This window comes from Brucella pituitosa (assembly GCF_965577835.1).
Lineage (GTDB): Bacteria > Pseudomonadota > Alphaproteobacteria > Rhizobiales > Rhizobiaceae > Brucella > Brucella pituitosa.
On sequence record NZ_OZ264094.1, the window covers coordinates 334260 to 350773 of the forward strand.

A 16514-nucleotide genomic window follows, 5' to 3' on the forward strand; every position below is an offset into this window, starting at 1 on the left:
TAGGTGTTCCAGAAAATCATTTTAATGACCGATATAAAGCGCTAAGCCTAAGCGGACGTGTGAAAGACTAGCACTCAAAATTTCGCTCCAGCACGATCACGACGTGTGAGCGGCGTTCTAACCGATCAATTTCCCTATAACCGAGAGCAGAAGCTAATTTAAGGGATGGAATGTTGTCCACTGCGATAAGACAAGCAGTTGGTGCGTTACTATGTTTATCATGCCAAATGTGCGCTGCGATTGCGGCCTCTTTCGCATATCCTTTCCCATGAAACGCCGCACTCAACGTCCATGTGCATTCTACCGAAGTATTTGCGTGTGGTCCTAATTCTCGCTCGAACTTTGCGAAGCCAAGCTTTCCGACAAAGGAAGACGTTGCCTGTTCAACGATGATGAATTGCCCAAATCCTTCCAAAGTCCAGTGACCAACATCCCGAAGAAATCGCGCCCACGCTTCAGTTCGGGTAAGATTACCACCAATATGAATGGTAACGAGAGGGTCGTTGAACAAATCAGCATACGATGCAAAATCTTCTGCAATGGGCTTCCTTAAAATCAAATGGTCCGTTTCAATCATCTCAAAGCCCTACACAATTTCACGTCATGATACCCACCTGCTAAGCAAATCTCATAGCATATTCAACACAAGCCGCGCACCCAGCCTTTCTAAGGTGGGCGAGCTGCGAAAACTATGCATAGTTTCTATGGCAGATAATCGAAGCCCGATATGCGTCTATGAATGGTACACCAGGGGTCAGTTTACTCGTTCGGCAAACTATCCGGATTTCAAATGTACAGCACTAATATGCTGCCTAGCATTTGCAGCTGAGGGTTAGCGGGATTTACTGCGAGAGGGCAACATACGCCGTCTGCAACCAGTCCGATCAAGACACCTGGGATTGTGGCCATCAGACCCGATTAGCATCAAAGCGTCATGCTTACGTAGCAAACATATGCAGTATGTCTGAAATGGTGAAGGGTTTCGGGTGCCGTCAGGCGTACGAAAGCCCCTCATGCAGGAACCCGCGGGCCAGATTGTAATGGTTATGGGGATTTCGATTTTCGGCTGACGTTGGTGATAGGGATGGCATTTCCGGAAAGCGCCTGGATAGTAACAAACGGATTGCCTGGTTGTTTCTCATCCTGATGCTGTGTGTGCTTCGCGTCGGTGAATGTAGTCTTATCGGTACCGATGGTCACCATATCCGCACACGGCTCCGTTGCCGGAAGTGTGGCACCTGCGGCTGATGTCTGAATGCTGTCACACCGGGTCATGGTGAGGTCTCCCGGTATGTTGACGCTGCATTCGGAGGTCCGCGTGGCTTTCTACAGCATTCGAACACTTCGATGACAATCATGCGTCCACCGCAGCAGGGACATGGGGTGCGGGAGTCGTCCGGTGTATCGGGCGTATCGTCATCGGGCGGTGCGGCGACGTTGAGGAGTTCACGGGCAAGTGCAAGGCTGGCCTTGCGGGCGGAACTGGCGAGCAACCCATAGTGGCGGATACGATGGAAGCCGTGCGGCAGGACATGGATCAGGAAGCGGCGAATGAACTCGTCAGCCGTGATCGTCATGATCTGCTGGCGGTCGCAGCTGTCGCGGCGGTAGTCCTTGTAGCGGAAGGTTACACCACTCTGGTCGAATGCGATCAGCCTGCTGTTCGAGATTGCGACCCGATGGGTGTAGCGCGACAGATAGGCTAGCACCGCCTCGGGCCCTGCAAACGGTGCCTTGGAATAGACCACCCAGCGTTTCTTTCGGGCTGGAGAAAGGTAGCGCAGGAATGCCCGCCGCTCGGTGAGGTGTGTCATCAATCCATAGAAGCCAAGCCGCCCGGCGTCGTGCAGGGCAACCAGCCGTGTGAGGAACAGTCGTCGAAACAGTTTGCCGAGCACGCGTACGGGAAACAGAAAGGCCGGGAGCGATGCTATCCATCGACTTCCGTCCCTGGCGATGCCCCCGCCAGGCACGACCATGTGGACATGTGGATGATGCGTTATCGCGGAACCCCATGTGTGAAGGACTGCGGTGATGCCAATGCGCGCGCCGAGGTGCTTGCGATCAGCCGCGATGGTCAGCATCGTCTCTGATGCTGCTTTGAACAGCAAATCGTAGACGAGCGCCTTGTTCTGGAACGCAATATCGGCGATCTCGGTTGGCAGCGTGAACACAACATGGAAGTAGCCCACTGGAAGCAAGTCTGCCTCTCGTTCGGCCAACCACGTCCGCGCGGATGCGCCCTGACACTTCGGACAGTGCCGGTTGCGACAGGAGTTGTAGGCAATACGCCAGTACCCGCAATCCTCACAGGCTTCGACGTGGCCGCCGAGCGCTGCGGTGCGGCAGTTCTCGATCGCCGACATGACCTTGAGCTGGGTGAGGCTAAGGTGCCCGGCATGAGCGGTACGGTAGGCAGGCCCTGCTGCACGGAAAATATCGGCAACCTCAATCGAGGCACGCACGGCTCAGCTGTCGGGTGTCTTGCCTTCCATCAGCGCCATCAGCCGGTCGAGAGGCCCCGCGACCGCGTGGATCGTTCGGGTGGAGACCTTGGCGTAAAGCGCGGTTGTCTCGAGCTTGCTGTGTCCGAGCAGAACCTGAATGATCCGGATATCGGTTCCGTCCTCCAGAAGGTGGGTGGCAAAGCTGTGGCGTAATGTATGCGGGCTGACGCGCTTGTGGATACCGGCAACCTCGGCGGCTTCCTGCACCGCACGATGCAATTGTCGCGACGAGATCGGACCGGTGCGGCTGCGTCCCGGAAACAGCCAGCCATGGGGCAGCATGACGCCGCGCCGCTTGCCTTCGCGCCACCATAGCCGCAAAAGTTCCAGAAGTTGCGGAGAAAGCATGGCATTGCGGTCCTTGCGTCCCTTGCCCTGCTCGACCCGGATCAACATGCGCGTTGAATCGATATCATCGACCTTGAGATGGGCGACTTCGGAGACACGCAAGCCCGCACCATAAGCGACAGCGAGTGCCGCCTTGTATTTGATGCCTGGTGCCGCCTCGAGCAACTGTGCAGCTTCCTCTATGCTCAGCACATCGGGTAGTTTGCGTGGATTGCGGGTTATCACCAGCATTCGCGCCAAATCCCGCCGCTTCAGCGTCACCGTGAACAGAAAGCGGAGCGCCGAAACTGTGCTGTTGATTGTGGCCGGTCCCACACCATCATCATGTTGGTACAGTTGGTAGCGTCGGATATCCTCGGCATCCGCAGTGTCGGGAGGTCGCCCGAGGAAAGCGGCAAAGCGACGGACATGTCGAATGTAATCATGCTGTGTATGGGATCCCAGGCCCCGCATCACCATATCTTGCTGCATACGCTGGCGAAGTGGTGTGGTAGGGACATCATTGTGAAATATGGTCATTGCGAGTTCCTCCTGTTGAAAGGAACTCCATGTTCTAACCATAACCCCTATTTGCCCAGTGCTTCAGACTAAAACGTCAAACCTTGCCACATGCGCCCTCCCGCGTAGCGGGTTCGTGCATGAAGCGCTAAGCGGACATAACATCTTCTCCTCAATCAGGGCCGTGAGTGACCGGGGCGGCTTCTATTACTCATACTTATTTGATATTAAGAGCGATAGATAAGGACACTATCGCTCTTGCCCTGGAACTGGATACAGCCTGATTGGCCGCATTTTCGCTATGACGCCGCGCCGCTGTAGGTTCTGGAACGGCAATTTCTGCTCTCCTCCGGCGAAGTCATCGGCGCGATGCGCCATATCAATCCCAACGAACGCAATCAGTTGCGCATCGAACTTTTGAGCGATGAAGCGATCAAGACGAGCGCCATTGAGGGCGAGACTTTGGACCGTTTGAGTGTGCAGTCATCGCTGCGGCGGCAGCTGGGACTGACGACCGACCGGCGTTCGGTGCAACCGCGTGAACACGGGATCGCAGAAATGACGGTCGACGTGTACGGCACCTATGCCCTGCCGCTTGATGACGCCACGCTGTTTCGATGGCATGCCATGTTGATGGCAGGCAGTCGACATCTGGACACTATCGGTGCCTACCGAACCCATGCCGACGCCATGCAGATCGTTTCCGGCCAGTTGGGCCGTCCAACCATTCATTTCGAGGCCCCTCCATCAAAACGAGTGCCCATCGAAATGCATCGTTTCATTACCTGGTTCAACGAAACTGCACCCAACGGCCCCTCCCCGCTCCCCGCGCTGACCCGCTCAGCCCTTAGTCTTATCTGGTTTGAAAGCATCCACCCGTTTGAAGACGGCAATGGACGTCTGGGACGGGCGCTGGCAGAAAAGGCCCTCGCGCAGTCCCTGGGCCAGCCCAGTCTGATCCTGCTGAGTTTTGCCATCGAACAGAGCCGAACAGCCTATTACGCGCAGCTGGAACAGCATCAGCAGACCCTCGACGTCACCCAATGGCTGGTGTGGTTTGCGCAAACCGTGCTGGCAGTGCAACAGCTCACATTGCAGCGGGTGCACTTTTACATCGCCAAAACGCATTTTTATGATCGGTTCCGGGGAGCCTTCAACCCACGGCAGGAAAAGGTCATTGCACGTTTGTTCGAGACGGGACCGGATGGCTTTATCGGTGGCCTCAGTGCGGACAATTATCTCGCCATCACCAAGACCTCACGCGCCACCGCCACCCGTGATCTGCAGGATCTGGTCGACAAAGGCGCGTTGGCGCGCAGTGGTCAGTTGCGCTTCACCCGTTATGCTTTGAACTGGCAGCCATTCGCTGCGTGAAGCTACCGCAAATATGCATAAATATCCTCATATTGAAGCCAAAGTCATCTTAAGTATCGCTTATCAGAGGTTATTGATTTGAAGCCGCAAATCAGTGATGTCGGTCGCCAGGACGACCGGAAACGCCCAAGCTCCGGTCTTTTGAGCAGATTTCGGCCAAGATCGGTGGAGCACCGACAAACCCTTGCAGGGCACGGTCGCGATTTATTCAGTAACTTTCAGCGCGCTAGCCGAACATGACCGTTCAACGACGAGCAGGATCATGATCATCCCGATTTTACGGTCAACTGAACAAATTCCAGTGCTCCGGGAAAACGAATAGTGCTGCCGATTCAATGAAACGGTCTCCGCTCAATCAGGAAGACCGCCAGAGTGAAAGTCAGCCGTCTAACTGTGTGAAGGTCCCTCATCTCCAAATGGCAATCCGCCCGTCAGATTTCACGGAGAATTCAAACGATCCAGCCCAGCACGGAGACGACCCTAGGAGCTCATTTTCAGCGTTCGGAAAACCAACTTGTAGATCTGATGATATGTCGATAGAATTATCTTTTGTCGACATGCATTGCTGATGTGTCGATGCCATCGACATATCCGATACGACGTGTCGTCAAAATGAGGTTTGACCGACATGACATTCCGTCCTGATCACCCCTATAACGATCTCCCATCTCTACCGCCCCGAGAGGACGTCGAGACAAAGGCCGTGCTCAAGGCATGCATTGCCGCAAGGGCCTCACTAGCCGAACTTCGCGTGTCAGGACAACTCATCCCCAACCAGTCGGTCCTCATCAATTCGATCCCGCTGCTCGAGGCGCAGGCAAGTTCCGAAATCGAAAATATAGTCACCACGACAGATAGACTGTTCCGCTTCGCCAACGAGCCTGGGGATCAGGCCGATCCCGCAACGAAAGAGGCGCTGCGATATCGCACAGCTCTCAGCGAAGGGGTTCAGTCACTCAAAGAGCGTCCAGTATCAACGTCCACGGCTGTCGCTATCTGCCGCAGAATCAAGGGCATTGATCTCGACATACGCTCAACGCCCGGCACTGCATTGATGAACGAGGCAACCGGCACGGTAATCTATACGCCGCCGGAAGGACAGGATTTGCTCCGGAGCAAGCTTGCCAACTGGGAACGCTATATTCATGAGGCTGACGAAATCGACCCGTTGGTTCGCCTGGCCGTGATGCACTACCAGTTTGAGGCCATTCATCCCTTCATCGATGGAAATGGTCGCACAGGTCGCGTCCTCAACCTTCTCTATCTGGTCGATAAAGGCCTGCTGGACATCCCCGTCCTCTATCTGAGCCGATACATCATCGGCAACAAGCCCGCTTATTACGATAGGCTTCTCGCCGTCACCACACAAGCTTCCTGGGAAGAATGGATTCTCTACATGCTGGAAGCTGTACGTGAGACCGCCGAATGGTCAACAGCACGTATTAGGGCCATTCGCAGTTTGCTCGAACTGACCGCCGAACGAATTCGCCGCGATCTTCCAAAGCTCTACACGCGAGAGCTGGCCGAGGTGATCTTCGTCAACCCATACTGCCGAATTAGCGACCTTGTCCAGGCCGGCATCGCAAAACGTCAGGCAGCCTCCGTCTATCTGAAAGCACTCACCGATAACGGCCTGCTTCAGGAAATCAAAGCGGGGCGCGAGAACCTCTACATCAATTCTTCCCTTTTGGCCCTTCTCCGCGACCGCCCCCCTGCTCAGGCTGACCGGTGATCCTATCACGCGACTCCGCTGTTGAACGACGCGCTGAAAAGCTCGGCACTATTGCTGCCGTCTTGCCGATGAAACGCCACGACAGGCTCGCCGGGCTATTGACCGATCAATATGTCGGGACGCTGCGTCATCTGGTCAATGAAGGCATGGGCGAAAACACTCTGCGTGCACTGACTTCAAACCTGGCCCACCTCGAAGGCTGGGCTTTACCTTGACCGGCAATCTCCGCCCCTGAAGCTTGTCGCCGCGATCGCGGGTCCGGGATTGTCCCTTTGCGACATTGTCGCTCAACTCGGTCAGCTGGAAGCGCGCGTGGCGCAAGGCGGGCAGAAAAAGAATGGGTAATATGTCCCGCGAGCCCTCCATTGAGGGCGTCAACGTTGTATGACACAGCACTCACAGCAGAATTTCCTAAATTCGATCCTGAAATTAGGCTGCTCGACGACTTTAAGAACGCAGCAAACCGTACAAACCTGTTATCGGTGTAATCGCCAGAAGGCTTGTAAATATTACAAACGCACTCCTCAAATCAGGCTCGGTTTGGAGAAATCAGCCTGCCGCCGAAACACAGTTGCCAGGGTTATGTTCCGAGGCATCATCGTGATAGATAGCGAGCCCTTCTTCTGTTAGGCAGTATTGTGTAGGATGCACCGAAACGATCCTGACAAGTTCTTTTTTCAACAATTGTCGCAGCGTCGAATGTGCGCTCGACAGATTAATTGTCTGCCTTGTTGCGGAAGGCAATTCCGCAATCTCACTTGGTAAAACAGGTCGCTTTTTATTCCCAACTCTAACAATTGCTGTTCGTTGGTGCCAGGTTAATTCAGATGATTTCGCCAATGTTTGCCCCCTGATCATTTGTACCATCTTCTGCAGTGTCGTTTGTCACCTCAGTCAGATGAACAACTTCACATAAACCCGCTCTCCGCTTTTGTGACGTATCGTAACGCGCTACAGCAGATAGCTTCCATTCGCTTTCCAAAACCTGCGCTGAATAGATACCTTCGTTTGTGAATAAGGTTCTGAGTAGGGCTATTATCAACTCGTATCGAGAAAGCGGTTCTGGTCAACAACACGGATGATTGCTGATTTCCACTCCGAAAAGTGCCATCGATGCCGCGATCGGCCAACAGATATTCAACGTCGCGCAGGCTGAGTGGAAATCGACAATACACCAGATCGCTTGGCCACAATGATCTCACCCCGAAAGCTATGGTGCTTGTAACAAATGGTCGGAGCGATTTTCATACCAACCCATTACCATACAGATCAAAACTCAACGGCGAAGGCGGCGCCGCGCAACCCGTTTGGCGCGAGGATGCGGGTAATGACATTGAAATAACCAACGCCATTCGGCGCGAATTTGCAGGACTGGGGATCATCGTGCATATCAGCAATGTCATATTAACTATTGCTGATATTTCCTGAAAGAGCCTTATGCGCGAACGTAACAGCGCATTGGATAATGCTATGAAGCCGAATACTTATGTCATCGTGGTCCTTGTGGTATGTATGCTTTTTTAACGTGGGCCGTCTTTGAGCGCGTACGCTACGAATTGGAAAAGGCAGAACATCTTATCGTATACACGTCGAACATTTAAACGTATTCAAACGCCATTGAGCATTAATCTAATTTGATTAATTGTGTTTTTGACGTTATTGTTCCGAAATGAAACGGGGCGGGGAAAATACCTATCAGCTGATATTCTATGCTGTGCGCGTGAAAAGGTCTCTAAAAGAGCCATTTACACCGAAAGACGTCAGACGAGTGGCGCCAGGATGGCCCTACCCAAGATATTTTTCTTACCTTGCAAGCAACTGTAGCGATAATCAGCCGCCGGATGCCGCTTTATTTGTGAGGGTTGCCAGAGGGAGATACATTTTGGCAGAATCTACAAATTGGTAGCTTGCCCGGGCTCGCAGAACATCCACGGTAGTGAGGGGTATTGCGAAGTTGTTTGCAGCTTATGGGCGGGGTATTTAATTTGAATGGGAACTCCGCCAGACATGTCGCTCCTCAAAAGCTTTCGCGTTCTCGTGAGAGCATAGCCCGTGCGGCCATGCCCTGAGATCGCCCCAGGAGGCCATGCTAGTGTGGCGAATCTGAAATTCGTATCACTTTGGAGTAGGGCTTTGATCGAATTTCAGATTCAAAGCCACACTAGCATAAGAGCACAGATCTGATTCAATCGGATCGAAACGCGCTCTAATGTAACAGTGCCCCTAAATCACTTTGCCATAAAGGCATCATCCCGACATGGCAATGCCAGCTGTGACAGGTCGTATCAGAATTTGACCTTCAACTGAGCCTTGACGGCATTGTCGCGGGCGCTCGACGACCATTGCCCGCTATAGGACAATCCAACCGAGGCCTGTTGCGACAATTCCAGATCCACCCCAAAATCAATAGCGGCACTATCTGTTGTGATTGGTACGCCCTCGATGAGGAAGGCATTGCCGGTGTCGAAGGCATGAATGCTTTCTGCGGTCCTGTCGCCAAATGCATGCCGCCAGCCCAGCATTCCCGAAAGCAGCAGCGGCGCATCTCCCATCTTCAACTGGTGTTCCGCCCGAAGTCCGATCGTCGTGAAGGTCACGTTCTGCGTGTCGCTCCGACCTGACAGCGCCGCCATGCCGCCACTCTCCTGGAAACCGTCGCGGTGCAGGCTGACATGGGCCAGGTTAGCGAATGGTTCGAACCGGGTGCCGCCTGCATCAAGACCGTAAGCCAGTTCACCGAATGCCTGAACCAGACCTGCATCGTAACCGGCCTTTTCTGTTTCCTGCAGTCCCGGTATGACAATGTTACGGCTGGTGTCGATATTGCTCCATGTGTAGGCCGCTCCACCCCTGAGAGCGAGACTACCCCATTGCGTCCCGCCGTAAAGGCCAGCATGCCAGTTATCACTATCGGCCGAGGACAGGCGGGCGTCTGCCTCTATGTTGGAACGGCTGTAGCCTGCCACAAGGCCGACGCGCCAGTCTGCTACATCCGCATCCATGCCAAGCAGAACACCGCCGGTCCTGCGGTCAGTCGCAGCAGCGTTATCATTGCTGTCGCCCGATCCCCACGAACCGAAGCCATAAGTCCACAAAGCGGCCCCCGCATAGTCAGGAGCGACTGAAGCAGACGGGTTGGCCGGATCATAAGCGATGACTGGAGACGAGGAAGCACCTGTCGCATCGAAAGCGGCGCGCAGGCGTGCATTCATTGCCTCGCGGACATGGCGACTGTCTTCGACCAGGGCCGTCCGGGTCGAAGCATGGATTTCCCCGGAAAGAGCGTCGAAAGCAGATCGCGCCTGATCGGCGTCCAGCATAAGAAGCCTGTTGTAGAGGGCCAGTGACGGACCACTCTCAGCAAGACTGTCGAGTGCCCCTGCGGTCGCATACTGGTTCGGCGTCTCCGCCACGCTCTGGAACACGACCGGTGGTTCAGGCGTCACTGGAGGTGTCGTGGATTTGACCCGCACTGTCAGATCGACAGTGTTCGCATCGTATGCGAGCGAATAATCGAGGAACGCGGATGTCGTCGCAATCGTCGGGAACTGGCCTGTAACCCCATTGCTCGCGCTCACAATGCGATAGGTCTGTCCATCGCGGTAGCTTGTTTCCGGGTCCAGTGTCATTGGCTTCACAGTGGCATCCGCCACTGTCGCTGTACCACCGATGACATTAATCAGGTCAGATCGGCCATCGTTGGCAATCTCGACTTCATAGATTGAGCCGGGGGATAGCAGGAGATCGCCCATAACCGTCAGCGTACCGATCGAATTGCCCGGTGCTATTGTCGCGCCCGACATGGCCTGGATTAACGAGCCAGTCCCTGATCCTATCGTACCCGAACCGCCAAGCCAGCTGCCAGCGGCAATGTCGAGAGAGCCGCCAAGGTTGCCGTTGACGATGAGTTTGCCGCCATTCACCTCTGTCGTCCCGGAGAAACCGGAATTGTCGGCGGTCAGTTTGGTGATGCCGGAGAGGACCTCTATCCTGTGCGTACCCGTTCCGCTGCTTTCTAGAACGCTCGAAAACGTGTAGTCGGTGCCCGTGTGGTTGAAAATCATCTCGGCACTGCCGTCGCCGAACGACACTGTCGCAGCGTTCAGTGTACCCGGCGCAGTCGCGGTCTCGCCTTGTGCCGCTCCTATGATGAGCGTGCCGCTCGATCCACTGATGGTCGCAAGCCTCACCTCACTGGCGCTCACGCTACCGCCGTCCCCGACCATCAGCGTCCCGGTGCCGAAATTGCCGACAGAAAGCAAATTGTCGTTCGTCCACTCCGAGCCCAATCCCGTCACCATCACAATGCCTGTGCTACCGGAATCGCGTCCGAGGTATCCGTTCGTATTGCTGACATGGCCACCGTTCTCAACGACCAACGTCCCCTTGCCGGATCCGCCGACATACAATTCGTCGCTGTTGGCCCAGCTCGAACCGGGACCCGTCACTGTCGCACTGCCTGTGCTGCCGGGATTGGCTCCAAGAGATCCGACCCTAGTGCTGACGCTGCCTCCACCTTCGACCGTCAGCACTCCGGTGCCGAAAAGACCGACAGAGAGAATGCTGGTGTTGATCCAGCTCGAACCGGGGCCGCTCACCGTCGCACTGCCTGTGCTACCGAGCCTGGTTCCGAGATATCCGTAGGCATTGCGGACGTTGCCACCATCCTTGACGACCAATGTCCCCGTGCCGTCAAAGCCGATAGCCAATTCACCGCTGTTGTCCCAGGTCGAAGCGATACCCGTCACCGTCGCAGTGCCCATGCCACTGGAATTATATCCGAGATATCCGCCCGTATTGCTGACGCTGCCACCGTTCTCGACGACCAACGTCCCAGTGCCGTAAAAACCAACAGACACAGTACTGGTGTTGGTCCAGCTCGAACCGGCACCCCTCACTGTCACACGGCCTGTGATACCGGAATCGTATCCGATATAAGCATATGTGTTTTTTACGCTGCCGCGATCCTCAACCGTCAGCGTCCCCGTACCAAAATGGCCCACAGAAAGCCATTCACTGTTGGTCCATATCGAATCGGGGCCCGTCACCGTCGCGCTGCCTGTACTGCCGGAATGGGCTCCGAGATATCCGATCCTATTGCTAACGCTACCCCCATCCTCAACCACTAACGTCCCCGCGCCGGAACGGCCGACATAAAGGTCACCGCCCACATCCCATGGACTTGTTAGCGGTGATCCGTCCCACTGCGGTACATCTCCATCCGGGGTGACAGTCTGCGCCTTCCCCGTTTCTGCCATGATGCACAGCGCGAGGAAGGAAACGCCCGTCAGCAGGCGATATTTCACAGTCATGATTGCCCCCAGAATACCCAACGCATGCTTCCCTCAATGCGAAGATGCGCGTTACCGTTTGATACTATTTTTCACTTGGGTGCACTGATTAAATTTCAATATGCGGTTGCGATCTAATACAGCGTAAATGATCCGATATGCCGTCGAAACATAATATCGCTCGCCGTTATCCCATCAGAGAAACGAAGACCACTCGCCGACAAAAGGGGTGGCATAGTCGCTTGCGGTAGCGTACTCAAACATGATTTATAGTTATCGGAGGCTAGCCATCTAATGCGTCAACCTTGCCATCTGAAGCGCTGGTTGCTATATAATCTGCAAAAGCAATGAGGAAATGACAATGTCTGAACCACAGCTGTCTGTGCGCAGCTCCAAAGCACGCGATCTCGCCCATGCGCTGGCCAAACGCACCGGCCAGCCAATCAACAAGCTCGTCGAGCGGGCACTGGAGCGCTATGATCAGGAGCTGCGCCAGCAGCAGGCGTTCACACCCATGGATGCGCTGTTGGATCTGATGGCAGAAGGCCGTAGAGATGTGCCAGAAGGTACGACCTCTGCCCATGATGACCTCTACGATGAATATGGGTTGCCACGATGATTGCCATTGATACATCGATTATCCTGGCGATGGCGCTGCGGGAGGCGGAAGCTATTCCTTTTGAAGGTCTGCTGCGGCGCGAGGCGGTGATTATCGGGTGGCCGACGCTGTTGGAAACCCGGATGGTTCTGACAGGCAAGGGATTTCAGAATGCCGCTGCAATTATCGACCAGCTCTTGGATTTGCCAAACATCACAGCAATAGCTTTCGATCAAGCGCATTATCGCGCGGCTGAACACGCATTTGATCTATTTGGCAAAGGACGCCATCCGGCGTCGCTGAACATGGGCGACTGCTATTCCTATGCTGTGGCCAGCGTTGCTAAAGCACCGCTGCTGTTCAAAGGGCATGATTTTGGTCAAACCGATCTCAAATTGCACACTGAATCTTCGACATTTTAGCGATGGTCGAAGAAAAGCCGATCGAATGGCGCACCCACCAATTGGATACGTTTGCAGTTGTACTGCCAATGAACCGGTGCGACATGCTGGCCGAGATATTGACAGATCAGGATGTCGAGACGCTGCGTCATCTGGTCAATGAAGGCATGGGCGAAAACACGCTGCGCGCGCTGACCTCGGATCTGGCTTATCTCGAAGCCTGGTCGCTGGCCGCGACCGGCAACCCCCTCCCCTTTCCGGCACCTGAAGCCTTGTTGTTGAAATTCATCGCGCACCATTTGTGGCGACCTAAACAACGCGAGATCGAAGCCGATCACGGCATGCCGGCCGGCGTGGAAGAAGAATTGCGCCGAGGCGGCTTTCTGCGTGTGTCCGGACCACATGCACCGGCAACCGTCCGCCGTCGTCTTGCCAACTGGTCAACACTGACCCGCTGGCGCGGGCTGCATGGGTCGTTTTCGTCACCGGCCGTCAAATCGGCCATTCGGCTTGCGGTCCGCGCCATCAACCGGCCGCGCAGCCGCAAGAGTGCCAGTGCAATCACCGGCGATATTTTAGCAAAACTCCTGGCGACCTGTTCGGGCGAGGATCTCACCGCCTTGCGTGACCGGGCAATCCTGATGGTAGCCTTTGCCTCGGGCGGGCGCCGGCGCAGCGAAATTGCCGGACTGCGAACGGAACAGCTTGTCAAACAGGCGCCTGTCACCGATGAGAACGGCCCTCCCCCCCTTCGCTCGGCATCCATCTCGGCCGCACCAAAACCAGTGGTACTGATCAGGACGAAATCGTCTATCTGACCGGCCGTCCCGTCGAAGCCCTTACTCACTGGCTGGAAGCAGCCAGGATCGACAAGGGCAGTGTGTTTCGCAAGGTCGACCGCTGGGGCAATGTTTCCGCGCGGGCACTGGAACCCAGCGCCATCAACCGGATCGTCAAGCAGCGCGCACAAATGGCAGGTCTTGATGCAAGTGAATTCTCCGCCCACGGTCTGCGTTCCGGCTATCTCACCGAAGCGGCCAATCGCGGTATCCCGCTGCCCGAAGCCATGGAACAATCCCGCCATCGCTCTGTCCAGCAGGCTTCTGACTATTACAACAATGCCAAACGGCGCAGTGGACGGTCGTCGAGGTTGCTATAAAATATGAGACGCCAGCGCAGAGCTAATCCGCTGACGTTTGAAATGGGGCGGGAAGCAGACTGATAGGCTTTTGCAGATCTTCGAAAAAGCTCACACAGGACGATAATTTCGAACGCCGCATCAACACGAAGAATAAAAAATCTATTTCGCCCACGTTCGGATGCTGATTAAAATATTGTCACAAATGAGACGACCATTGCGCGTAAAGCACCGTTTCATATATCGCGTATTGCGTTGCGCGCGTACCAAACTTCTACCGCGCCAGCATATGATTGGGGATCATGTGGTTTTTGTCAACTTTTCCTAAAGGAGGAAAAAGATTGCCTGACCTATGGGGATAAAAGCCACTTTCTAAACAGACTGCTCCATGCGCAGCTAGCCGCCTTGCCTCTGCGTATCATGGCTGAAAGCAACACTACATGAACTCGGTCTATGTCCGCTTCCAGAATTAGGGTCATCAAGGCGCTCCAGGCCCCTTGCTCGGCTCAGCAACGGAAGAGCTCTGGCTGTTATTGATCGCTCGAGACGCTCAACCGCCGGTGCATGTGGACGGCATGGCTCGGCCAACGCCCCACGACAGGCGTCCCTGTACGATTGTCAGCGTGTGCTGGCCGTTCGAATAGGTCGTTCCGTCTGGCCCCATGGACGGCAGGTCCACTGCACTAGCGCCGTTGATGGATACCGAAGCGCCATCACCGAGCAGACGCACTGCGAGACGCGTGCCGTCCTCGCACGTGTAGTTGCTGACGGGATAGGGATTACCCGCACCAACCGATGCGCCAGAAGCGGAATTCGCAAAGCTTGCAAGCACCGTGGCAATGATTGTTAAGACAGTCAGATTTCCCAACATGATAGTCCTCTAAGCTTGCACTCTGTGCGCAGAGCATCCGTCATTTTTGTGTCGGCAACAGGCGCTATCGCCAAGAGAGCCGACGGCTCAGTTATCCAAGCTTTTAAAACATCGCTCGCGCAGATAGCCTACTCGGGATAGGTTTCAACGCCGCCTGGCGTCGAATTATTGAATAGAATGATCAACAGCATGTTCCCGGGTTCCGACATCACATCGCTGCGCTGACTCAATACCTCGCCCGCTACTCCGCTTGTATACTCTGCGACCACTTCGCCGAAGCTGTTGCGTTGAATGGCCACTCTCTGTCCGGCTTCGACTTTGTCGTTGAGCTTCACCAGATGCTCGACGATTCCACCCGCTGTGGCCAGCACCGGGAACCCACTATTACCAACAAAGACGGTTACGTCTTTGCCAGTGCGGCCCATTGGTCCAGCAAGAATGCCATGATGTTTGAGAACGTTCATCGTGCCTTCCACGAATAGCGCGATCATCTCGGGGTCCAGCACACGCGCAGCACCGATCTCCGGACAAAAGGCCGGGATTCCAACGTCCAGAAACGCGTTATGCAGAACAGTAGGATAGGCCTGTTTCGGCATGTCGAGGATCTGACCGACGGGATAAAGGTCCAGCATCTCCTTGACCTCGGGTCTAGCCGTATCACCAATGTTGAATGCGGTGACCTCCAGCCCCGTTGTCCCAGTATGGAAATCGATCGCAACGTCGGCGTTCGGCCGCAACAGCCGGTTGAACAGCATCCCGGCATGGCGGCTCGGTGCTGTCAGACCGTTCTCGTTCCCCGGCCATTCGCGGTTCATATCGATCAGATCAATACCTCTGCCTTGGTTCGGCCACCGACGCTGCATGCTTTCCAAGGCCGGGCGGGATATGTCTGTCACCGCCATTACCGTGCCTGACATCTGCGCGGGATCGAGCTGGTTCATCACGGTCTGGACCGTGTGTATGGAACTCATCTCGTCGCCATGCACACCGCTTGTCAGAACGACGCGCTTGCCGGGCTTCGCCCCCTTGGCGACTATAACCGACACGTACCAGTGCTGCCCGGTAGGTGTCTCCACACCCTGAAAATACAAAAGGTGCTTCTGTCCGGCCTCCAGATCGTTCACATTGAGCGCGCTGACGACTTTCTTTCCCTGGATTTGCTCGCGAGTGTAGACTGTTCCTCCCGGCAGTTGGGCCGCGGCGCCTTGTGCTGCTGCTTGATCGGAAGAGAGAACAACCGACGCTGTAGCGCCGCCGATAGTCGCGAGCGTGGTTGCGATCAGGAACTCGCGACGATCGAGGCTTGGCGTATCTGTCATGATAGGGTTCTCTCCGATGGACATATCCAGCCGCATCAGTGTAGCGCAGTTCTGTGGCAGTCGAAAGGATGCATCCTCCCCAAAACCCCTGTTGGCTCGTTTCCGGTCTCCAGTGTCGCAAAAATCCCGAAGCCGCGACACGTTCAGTCGTTCCCAACGTCAGGTTTGTGGTAGCGTGATCCCTGCAAGGAACGGCCAATATCGGTGATTAAACGGACCGTATATGCAAAGAGGCTTTTATGACTATGCATCAATATATATGTCTGAGCTTGTCCCAGCCGAATAGGATATCTATAGATTGGCTTAATCGTTTGGCCCGTGTTCTCAACTGAGAACACCGTATCGCGTACACTTGGCCAGAGCTTTTCAACTCTGAAACATCTCCCAACCGATCAACACGCATTCATCGCAATTGGTAATTGGCTTCCTGATTTTCA

General features: G+C 55.0%; 12 protein-coding genes and 3 pseudogenes. 7 read left to right on the forward strand and 8 right to left on the reverse strand.

Features of this window, described 5'->3' with window-relative positions; genetic code table 11:
• Positions 1–67: 67 nt before the first annotated feature.
• The 4 genes from ACSME1_RS20845 to ACSME1_RS20860 form a co-directional block, all read right to left on the reverse strand.
• On the reverse strand, positions 68–577 hold the full coding sequence (locus tag ACSME1_RS20845; protein ID WP_105708450.1) for a GNAT family N-acetyltransferase: 510 nt from the start codon (positions 575–577) through the stop codon (positions 68–70).
• 467 nt (positions 578–1044) lie between these two features.
• Positions 1045–1275, reverse strand: coding sequence for a hypothetical protein (locus tag ACSME1_RS20850; protein ID WP_435655520.1), 231 nt, complete (start codon positions 1273–1275; stop codon positions 1045–1047).
• The gene (locus tag ACSME1_RS20855) at positions 1272–2465 is read right to left on the reverse strand and encodes an IS91 family transposase (RefSeq protein ID WP_435655519.1); all 1194 of its coding nucleotides are present in this window, start codon (positions 2463–2465) and stop codon (positions 1272–1274) included. Before ACSME1_RS20855 ends, ACSME1_RS20850 begins: the two co-directional genes overlap by 4 nt.
• A gap of 3 nt (positions 2466–2468) precedes the next feature.
• Positions 2469–3374, reverse strand: a complete 906-nt coding sequence (locus tag ACSME1_RS20860; protein ID WP_435655518.1) for a tyrosine-type recombinase/integrase — start codon at positions 3372–3374, stop codon at positions 2469–2471.
• Between the two features lie 237 nt (positions 3375–3611).
• Between ACSME1_RS20860 and ACSME1_RS20865 the strand changes: the two are divergent.
• The 3 genes and pseudogenes from ACSME1_RS20865 to ACSME1_RS20875 all read left to right on the forward strand — a co-directional run.
• Positions 3612–4727: pseudogene (locus ACSME1_RS20865) on the forward strand (Fic family protein).
• A gap of 628 nt (positions 4728–5355) precedes the next feature.
• Positions 5356–6459 (forward strand): protein adenylyltransferase Fic, encoded by a 1104-nt coding sequence (gene fic / locus ACSME1_RS20870; RefSeq protein ID WP_435655726.1) that lies wholly within the window; start codon positions 5356–5358, stop codon positions 6457–6459.
• Positions 6456–6668 (forward strand): annotated as a pseudogene (locus tag ACSME1_RS20875) (integrase); the annotation flags it as partial. The gene fic and the pseudogene ACSME1_RS20875, both read left to right, overlap by 4 nt.
• 340 nt (positions 6669–7008) lie before the next feature.
• On the opposite strand, the gene ACSME1_RS20880 reads toward ACSME1_RS20875, so the two are convergent.
• Positions 7009–7299, reverse strand: coding sequence for a hypothetical protein (locus tag ACSME1_RS20880; RefSeq protein ID WP_435655727.1), 291 nt, complete (start codon positions 7297–7299; stop codon positions 7009–7011).
• A gap of 372 nt (positions 7300–7671) precedes the next feature.
• Here ACSME1_RS20880 and ACSME1_RS20885 point away from each other — a divergent pair, with 372 nt between their 5' ends.
• Positions 7672–7887 (forward strand): hypothetical protein, encoded by a 216-nt coding sequence (locus ACSME1_RS20885; RefSeq protein ID WP_435655728.1) that lies wholly within the window; start codon positions 7672–7674, stop codon positions 7885–7887.
• An 857-nt stretch (positions 7888–8744) separates the two neighbouring features.
• Here ACSME1_RS20885 and ACSME1_RS20890 read toward each other — a convergent pair.
• Entirely contained in the window at positions 8745–11771 is a 3027-nt protein-coding gene (locus tag ACSME1_RS20890) for an autotransporter domain-containing protein (RefSeq protein WP_435655729.1), read from the reverse strand.
• Between the two features lie 340 nt (positions 11772–12111).
• Between ACSME1_RS20890 and ACSME1_RS20895 the strand changes: the two genes are divergently transcribed.
• The 3 genes and pseudogenes from ACSME1_RS20895 to ACSME1_RS20905 all read left to right on the forward strand — a co-directional run bounded on the left by ACSME1_RS20895 (position 12112) and on the right by ACSME1_RS20905 (position 13908).
• Positions 12112–12369 (forward strand): type II toxin-antitoxin system VapB family antitoxin, encoded by a 258-nt coding sequence (locus ACSME1_RS20895; protein WP_105708663.1) that lies wholly within the window; start codon positions 12112–12114, stop codon positions 12367–12369.
• Positions 12366–12770, forward strand: a complete 405-nt coding sequence (locus tag ACSME1_RS20900; protein ID WP_105708665.1) for a type II toxin-antitoxin system VapC family toxin — start codon at positions 12366–12368, stop codon at positions 12768–12770. Before ACSME1_RS20895 ends, ACSME1_RS20900 begins: the two co-directional genes overlap by 4 nt.
• A 2-nt stretch (positions 12771–12772) precedes the next feature.
• Positions 12773–13908 (forward strand): annotated as a pseudogene (locus ACSME1_RS20905) (site-specific integrase).
• Between the two features lie 529 nt (positions 13909–14437).
• On the opposite strand, the gene ACSME1_RS20910 reads toward ACSME1_RS20905, so the two are convergent.
• Complete coding sequence (locus ACSME1_RS20910) at positions 14438–14758, reverse strand: hypothetical protein (RefSeq protein WP_105708540.1); 321 nt, start codon at positions 14756–14758, stop codon at positions 14438–14440.
• Between the two features lie 128 nt (positions 14759–14886).
• Positions 14887–16077: a succinylglutamate desuccinylase/aspartoacylase family protein gene (locus ACSME1_RS20915; protein WP_435655730.1), complete on the reverse strand. Its 1191-nt coding sequence runs from the start codon at positions 16075–16077 to the stop codon at positions 14887–14889.
• Positions 16078–16514: the final 437 nt, after the last annotated feature.

What these genes read in the sequence shown, in the direction of transcription:
- ACSME1_RS20845 (WP_105708450.1), bottom strand. Translation starts at nt 577, where the DNA reads ATGATTGAAACGGACCATTTGATTTTAAGGAAGCCCATTGCAGAAGAT.
- ACSME1_RS20910 (WP_105708540.1), bottom strand. Translation starts at nt 14,758, where the DNA reads ATGTTGGGAAATCTGACTGTCTTAACAATCATTGCCACGGTGCTTGCA.
- ACSME1_RS20850 (WP_435655520.1), bottom strand. Translation starts at nt 1,275, where the DNA reads ATGACCCGGTGTGACAGCATTCAGACATCAGCCGCAGGTGCCACACTT.
- ACSME1_RS20890 (WP_435655729.1), bottom strand. Translation starts at nt 11,771, where the DNA reads ATGACTGTGAAATATCGCCTGCTGACGGGCGTTTCCTTCCTCGCGCTG.
- ACSME1_RS20915 (WP_435655730.1), bottom strand. Translation starts at nt 16,077, where the DNA reads ATGACAGATACGCCAAGCCTCGATCGTCGCGAGTTCCTGATCGCAACC.
- ACSME1_RS20900 (WP_105708665.1), top strand. Translation starts at nt 12,366, where the DNA reads ATGATTGCCATTGATACATCGATTATCCTGGCGATGGCGCTGCGGGAG.
- ACSME1_RS20895 (WP_105708663.1), top strand. Translation starts at nt 12,112, where the DNA reads ATGTCTGAACCACAGCTGTCTGTGCGCAGCTCCAAAGCACGCGATCTC.
- ACSME1_RS20885 (WP_435655728.1), top strand. Translation starts at nt 7,672, where the DNA reads ATGGTGCTTGTAACAAATGGTCGGAGCGATTTTCATACCAACCCATTA.
- ACSME1_RS20860 (WP_435655518.1), bottom strand. Translation starts at nt 3,374, where the DNA reads ATGACCATATTTCACAATGATGTCCCTACCACACCACTTCGCCAGCGT.
- fic (WP_435655726.1), top strand. Translation starts at nt 5,356, where the DNA reads ATGACATTCCGTCCTGATCACCCCTATAACGATCTCCCATCTCTACCG.